At 55.0% G+C, this 6,522-nt stretch carries 6 protein-coding genes and 1 pseudogene; 2 read left to right on the top strand and 5 right to left on the bottom strand.

What is annotated here, in order from left to right; translation table 11 throughout:
- Window positions 1-43 precede the first annotated feature (43 nt).
- From M0974_RS20645 to M0974_RS20665, 5 genes are all read right to left on the bottom strand, one after another.
- Complete coding sequence (locus M0974_RS20645; protein WP_297841010.1) at window positions 44-622, bottom strand: alpha/beta hydrolase fold domain-containing protein; 579 nt, start codon at window positions 620-622, stop codon at window positions 44-46.
- Window positions 623-769: 147 nt separating this feature from the next.
- Window positions 770-1,723 carry an XdhC family protein gene (locus M0974_RS20650; protein ID WP_297841011.1) on the bottom strand — a complete coding sequence of 318 codons (954 nt, stop codon included), beginning with the start codon at window positions 1,721-1,723 and terminating at the stop codon, window positions 770-772.
- A 75-nt stretch (window positions 1,724-1,798) separates the two neighbouring features.
- Complete coding sequence (locus M0974_RS20655; protein ID WP_297841012.1) at window positions 1,799-3,988, bottom strand: xanthine dehydrogenase family protein molybdopterin-binding subunit; 2,190 nt, start codon at window positions 3,986-3,988, stop codon at window positions 1,799-1,801.
- A 2-nt stretch (window positions 3,989-3,990) separates the two neighbouring features.
- Window positions 3,991-4,461: a (2Fe-2S)-binding protein gene (locus M0974_RS20660; protein WP_297841013.1), complete on the bottom strand. Its 471-nt coding sequence runs from the start codon at window positions 4,459-4,461 to the stop codon at window positions 3,991-3,993.
- A 363-nt stretch (window positions 4,462-4,824) separates the two neighbouring features.
- The gene (locus M0974_RS20665; RefSeq protein ID WP_297841015.1) at window positions 4,825-5,232 is read right to left on the bottom strand and encodes a hypothetical protein; all 408 of its coding nucleotides are present in this window, start codon (window positions 5,230-5,232) and stop codon (window positions 4,825-4,827) included.
- Between M0974_RS20665 and M0974_RS20670 the strand changes: the two genes are divergently transcribed.
- The gene (locus M0974_RS20670; RefSeq protein ID WP_297841014.1) at window positions 5,197-5,811 is read left to right on the top strand and encodes an SUMF1/EgtB/PvdO family nonheme iron enzyme; all 615 of its coding nucleotides are present in this window, start codon (window positions 5,197-5,199) and stop codon (window positions 5,809-5,811) included. The genes M0974_RS20665 and M0974_RS20670 overlap by 36 nt on opposite strands.
- A 46-nt stretch (window positions 5,812-5,857) precedes the next feature.
- A pseudogene (locus M0974_RS20675) lies at window positions 5,858-6,391 on the top strand (LysR family transcriptional regulator); the annotation flags it as partial.
- Window positions 6,392-6,522: the final 131 nt, after the last annotated feature.

The following is a 6,522-nucleotide window of genomic DNA, read 5'->3' on the forward strand; positions in this document are numbered from 1 at the left end:
ATGGCATAAGAAGGTGGCCGCTCGCCCTAGCTCCAAAGCGTAGTCACATAAATGCCGCGCTTCGTTCTGACTCTGCGAACCACTTGGTGGCAAAGTCGATGAACTTGCGCGTGCGTAAAGGCAGGTGCCGCTGTGCTTGATAAAGCAGGTACAGCGGCAGCGGCTTCGTTTGCCACTCGGGGAGAATCGATTGAAGCCTAGCTAGTCCTCCTTGCGTCGCACGGTCGCGAGCGACCATTGCCGTAACGGCAGCGAGGTTTCCACCCGCCTGGTGTCCGGCGATAACTAGTTGCGATGCATGCCCGCCAAACGCGCTCGCATTTTTCCACACCCACTTCACCACGTCGTACGCTGCCTCGATCGACTCGGGAAACCGAAGTGTAGACGCCAGCGGATAGTCCACGCTGACCACTACAGCGTCGGTAACGAGCGACATAGCGAGCTGGTCTGCCTCGCTGATATCCCCCGTATTGAAAGCCCCACCGTGAAAGTAAACGACTAAGGGAGCGCCAGCTTGGGTCGATCGCTTGCCAAAAATGCGCAATCCAATTTTCATTCCGCTGCGGCCAATGGCTACACGTTTTTCGAGGGCGACAGGCTGAATATAAGGCTTGGAATTCACGGTTCGTATTTGTTGATGGCGACTATGCCGAGTATAGGCAGTCGACGCCGAAAGATATATCGCGCAACTGCAGACACACTGTTTTCAAAATGCAGATAATCCGATGCTGCCGTCGCATCGATCCATCTGCTGTTTTTCCGTTGTATGTCAGTGTGGGAGCAAAGCGTTATTTTTGACCGCCGTCATCTCTGCTAGGGCCGAGATTGCGATTTCCGCAGGGGTCTTACTTCCTATACGCAGACCTACCGGTCCATGGAGTCGCGCGATTTGCTGCTCCGTCAAGTCGAACTCTTTAAGACGTTCGCGTCGGCGGTAGTTGTTGAGGTGTGAGCCGATTGCTCCAACGTAGAAGGCATCGGACTTAAGTGCTTCCATCAGTGCGAGGTCATCAAGCTTCGGGTCGTGAGTCAGCGCGATCACTGCGCTGCGCCCATCGAGGCGCATGTCGAGCACAACGTCGTCAGGCATAGCATGCACAAGCTCGACGCCGGGTAGGCTCCAGCCCGACCGATACTCCTCGCGCGGATCACATACGGTGACATGGTAGTCGAGCCCCTGTGCCACCTGCGCAAGAAAGCGTGAAAGTTGGCCAGCTCCGATTATGAGCAGCCGCCATCTCGGCCCGAAGACCATGGCAAAGGTCCCATCATCGCTCGTCGGGAAACTTACGGTCGTCGTGGTCGACAGTGAAACGGAGCCGTCTTTGAGGTTCAATGTGCGCTCCACCAGTTGATGCTCATTCAAATGGTTAAGCAAGGTGTCAATTCCACTTCCAGCGTGGAGTGGTTCGATTATAAGCTCGATAGTTCCGCCGCATGGCAGGCCGAAGCTATGCGCTTGTTCCGCAGTCACTCCATAACGTACTTTTGTTGGTAGCAAATTGAAGATGCCGTTGGCTCGCACATTGGCTATCAGATCGTTTTCGATGCAACCACCGGAGACAGAGCCAATGACGCCACCGTCTTCGCATATGGCCAGTGAAGACCCTGGTGGACGCGGGCTGGACCCCCATGTTTTGACCACGGTGACTAATTCGCATCGAAGGCCTTCCATTAGCCATTGACTGCATTTCTTGAGTACTTCTAAATCTAAGCTATCCATCTACATATCTCATCTGTTGTCGAGAATTCGACGTCCCGGCTTGATCCAGCCTTCGCCGGGACGCCGATACTCACGTCAAGCCGCGCCGGCCAGCTTTGCGAGCTGGGGTTGGGCGGGGAGGGTGTACAGACGGTGCCCGGTCGCTGCATGGATTGCGTTGACGAAGGCGGCGCCCACACCGGCGGTGCCGGGCTCTCCGATACCACCAGGTGCCTCGCTGCTAGGGATAATGTCTACGACAATGCTCGGCGCCTGGCTCATGCGCAAGATTGGATAGTCGTGGAAATTACTTTGTTCGACCCGGCCGTTTTTCAACGTGATATCACCGAACAGCGCCGCAGTCAGGCCGAAATTGATACCGCCTTGCATTTGAGCTTTCACCGTATCCGGGTTGACGACGATGCCGCAGTCCACTACGCAGACAACGCGATTTACCTGGATGTCGCCTTTATCGTTCACAGTGACGTCGATGACCTGTGCCAGGTAAGTACCCCAGGCGTGCATCAGCGCGATACCGCGACCGGTGCCCTTAGCAGGTTTTTTTCCCCAACCGGCAAGTTCGCCAGCGCGTTCAAGTACCTTGTAAGCGCGCTTGTCTTTTTTGAGTAGCGCAAGCCGATACGCCAATGGATCTTTTCCAGCCTTGACGGCCAGCTCGTCCATGAAACTTTCGAGCACCAGCATGTTGCGAGTCGGACCTACGCCACGCCAGAAGCCCGTAGGCACTGGTCCATCTTCGCGTGTGTACTCCGTTTTCATATTTGGAATATCGTAGGCGAAGACATCAGAGCCTTCGACGGCATCGATATCGAGGCCATCTTTGAGCCAACCAGGAGCGAATGTCGCCAAGTTGGACGGGCCGGCGATTTTGTGCGATAGCGCCACCGGAAAACCTTGTGCATCCAACGACGCGGAGACCGAGTGGGCATACATGCCACGGAATTTGCTGTGCTGGATGTCTTCCTCCCGCGACCATACGACTTTCACGGGATACTTTACTTGCTTAGCGATGGCGGCGGCCTGCACAATAAAGTCGATTTCAAGACGGCGTCCGAAGCCGCCCCCGATGTAGTGATTGTGAAGTGCTACGCGCTCAGGTGGTAGTCCCAGTAGCTTCGCCACCGCATCGCGTGCGCGCGCAGGAACTTGAGTACCGACCCAAATTTCAGCGCTGTCGGGCAGCACATGGACCGTGCAGTTCATCGGCTCCATGGTCGCGTGCGACAGCATCTGATTGATGTAGGTTCGCTGCAGCTTCTCGCCTCCACCGGCGAGAACTTTGGCCGCGTCGCCGTCATTACGGGCGACCTTGCCGGGCCGTTGCAGCGCTTCAGTCATCAGCTTCTGCAGCGTTGCCGTGCTCAATTGTCCGTTGGCGCCTTCATCCCATTGAACATCCAGCGCCGCCAGGCCCTTCTTGGCATACCAGTTGTTGTCGGCGATGACAGCGACAGCATCGTCGAGTTTTACGACGTCACGCACGCCGTGAACCTTGCGGGCCTTTTTATCATCGACGGATTTAAGCTTGCCTCCGAAGACCGGGCTGGCAGCAACCGCCGCAAAGCGGAGATTGGGAACAATGGTGTCGATACCGAACTTAGCGGAGCCGTCAGTCTTACCCTTGGCATCAAGACGTTTTACGGGCTTGCCAATAAGCTTAAATTCGGAAGGGGGTTTTAACGCAATTTTTTCCGGCACAGGCAATTTTGCGGCAGTACCAATCAGCTTGCCATAGCTAACGCGGCGGCCGGACGGACGATGGACTACACTTCCGTTCTCGGCATAGCAGCTGTCAGTGGTGACGCCCCATTCATTGGCTGCAGCTTGCACCAACACCATACGCGCAGCAGCGCCAGTCTGCCTCATTGGCTCCCAAAGAGTACGAATGCTCAGTGAACCGCCGGTGAATTGATCACCGAAAGGCAAGCCATAATTCTTTGCGTCTGGAGGACTGTGGCGCAGCTGTACTTTGGCCAAGTCGACTTCGAGCTCTTCAGCGATGAGCATCGGCAGCGAAGTGTAGGTACCTTGACCCATTTCAACTTTAGCGATCGTCAAGATGACGCTGTCATCGGAGCCGATGGTGATAAAAGCATTCGCATCGTAAGTCGCAGGTGAGGTCGCAGCGGCGAGCGCTTCATCCGGTAGAGCCCAAAATCCTACCATCAGCGCGCCCCCAAGAAGACCGGACGTTTTTAGAAAACCACGGCGCGATTCAGACGCCTCGGTAGGCGTGGATGAGGCAATAAAGTGACGGATAGCCATGCTCATGCTCCTTTAACGGTTACCAACTTAGCTGCTTCTTTGATTGCTTCCCGGATGCGTGGATATGTGCCGCAGCGGCAGATATTGCCGCTCATGGCCTCATCGATATCGGCGTCCGAGGGGTGGTGGTTCTTGGCGAGTAGTGCAGTAGCGGACATGATTTGCCCGGATTGGCAATAGCCGCATTGGACCACTTCGCTATCGAGCCAAGCTTTCTGCGTCGCGCGGCCGATCTGAGTTGCGAACACACCTTCGATCGTCGTGATTTTTTTGCCCACAACGGCAGATACTGGGAGCGTGCAGGACCGGGTCGCCTCGCCGTTTACATGAACGGTGCAGGCGCCACACAGTGCCATGCCGCAGCCGAATTTGGTACCGGTCATTTGCGCCGAATCGCGCAAAGCCCACAACAATGGGACATCCCCGGTGACATCAAGGTTACGCATTTTGCCGTTGATTTCCAGCTTAATCATTTCAGACTCCTTAGGTGGTTGGCGCAAACTTTACTAGTACTAATCTTCGCAATTATGTACGTACGTATTTATGGAGTCAAGTTCAAATTGCCGTTCCTAGCCTTTTGGCTGTGTCCGCAAGACGGTCTTCTAAGTGGCTGCTTGACTTTCACTTAAGTCGACGGCACAATATGTACATACGTATTAATTGGCTAGACTATGAATGACCATCACCTACCCCCAGCGTCACCATGTAGTGGACGCCAGATCGATTTCTCGAAAATTGGCGCAGAGCTGCGCGCTAGAAACGATCAACTAATTTTTTATCGGCAAGTACGTCGGCGAAGTGAGTCGCTCAGCGCTCCAGGGCGTTCTGGGAGCGAACTAGAGTCGATCGCGCTTCGTTTGATAGGTAGCACGGAATTTTTCGAGACTACGATGTTGGTGCCGCATGTCAAAGGCTACGTTGCCTTCGAACTTGAACGAAACGATTCGCTTGGTGAGCGCGCGACGCAATATCGTCGATATGTCGATGATCACATTCGCGTCTTGCTGCATACCGATTTTAGTGAGGCTATAGACGAGCTCCTCGCTATCGGCATTGCGAACGAAGAGCGTCAGCAGGAGTTGATGTTGTCCGACAGACTGCGAATAAATTCCAGTCAACTCGATACTCAATGGTATGGCTCTCACTGGATCGATGCGGAGCCTGGTGGGCGTGGACAGTTCCTTCGATTTGGAGCTGGCATTGCGAAAATTGGAGCTGGTGCGGATGGGTTTAGCCTTGGCCATGAGCAGCCCCAACACCTAGTCAGCCTAGCGGAATTTAGTATCGCCGACAGATTGGTGTCGAATGAAGAGTGGCTGGCGTTCATGGCCGACGGCGGATACGAGCGAGCGCAATTTTGGTCGGCAGAGGGGTGGGACATGGCATGTCAGGAAGGGTGGCATGCGCCGCTTTATTGGGAGTCGGTCGGGGACAGCTGGATGCAGAAAACACTCGGCGGCTTGCGGCAGCTACCCTTGGACGGCGCAGTACGGCACGTCAGCTATTTCGAGGCTGAAGCCTACGCCAATTGGGCCGGAGCAAGGCTGCCCACCGAGCAGGAATGGGAGCACGCTGCGCCGGCCTTAGCTCAGGTTTATGGCGACGTTTGGCAATGGACCAGCAGCCGTTATAGAGCCTATGTCAGTGGCGATGAGACCGTCCCGGAGATATTCGCCAAGAACCTTCCACCTGGTGCGTCAATGGTGTTACGCGGCGGCGCCAGCGTGACCGCGCCTTGCCACACGCGTGTGACCTATCGGAATGTCGAACACCCTGCGACGCGAACGATGTTTACGGGATTGCGCCTTGCTCGCTGCGGCTAGTCTGGACCTTACGCTTAGCGATCGAATCGGGAGAAATTGATTGAGTATGGATAGCTTGGGTGCTGTGGCGATGTTTGTACAAGTCGCTGAAACGCGTAGCTTCACGGATGCTGGTCGCATATTGGGCGTCTCCGCATCGGCGGTAGGTAAGAGTATCGCCAGAATGGAGGAGCGCCTACTAGTGCGCCTGTTCCACCGCAGTACCCGCAGTGTTACCTTGACAGCTGAAGGGGCGCTCTTCCTTGAGCGCTGTCGACGCGTCCTGTCCGAAATGGAAGCTGCGGAGGCGGAACTTGCTGATGCAGTCGGTGCGCCGCGCGGACGGTTGCGAATAAGCGTTCCCCAGTTGTTGGGACTGATGATGCCGGCGTTTGACGGATTCATGGAGAAGTATCCCGACATTGAATTGGATATCCATCTTTCTGATCGCATGGTTGACGTCATCGAGGATGGCTTTGATGCAGTCATACGGACTGGCGAACAGCATGATTCTCGCCTTGTGTCCAAAAAGCTTGGTACCTGCGGGCATCTCTTGGTTGGGTCTCCGGGATATTTTAAAGAACGTGGAATCCCCCGCACACCTCACGTCAACCGAAGTAAAAGTGCGAAAAAAAGGAAGTAAAAGTGTATACAAACTGACGCCATGTCGTACGCCATAAAAATACTCTTTCAAAACAAGCACTTATTTCGTCTTGCGAAGTAATTTTGCAA

The sequence above is a fragment of the Pseudomonas sp. genome (assembly GCF_026224925.1).
Lineage (GTDB): Bacteria > Pseudomonadota > Gammaproteobacteria > Pseudomonadales > Pseudomonadaceae > Aquipseudomonas.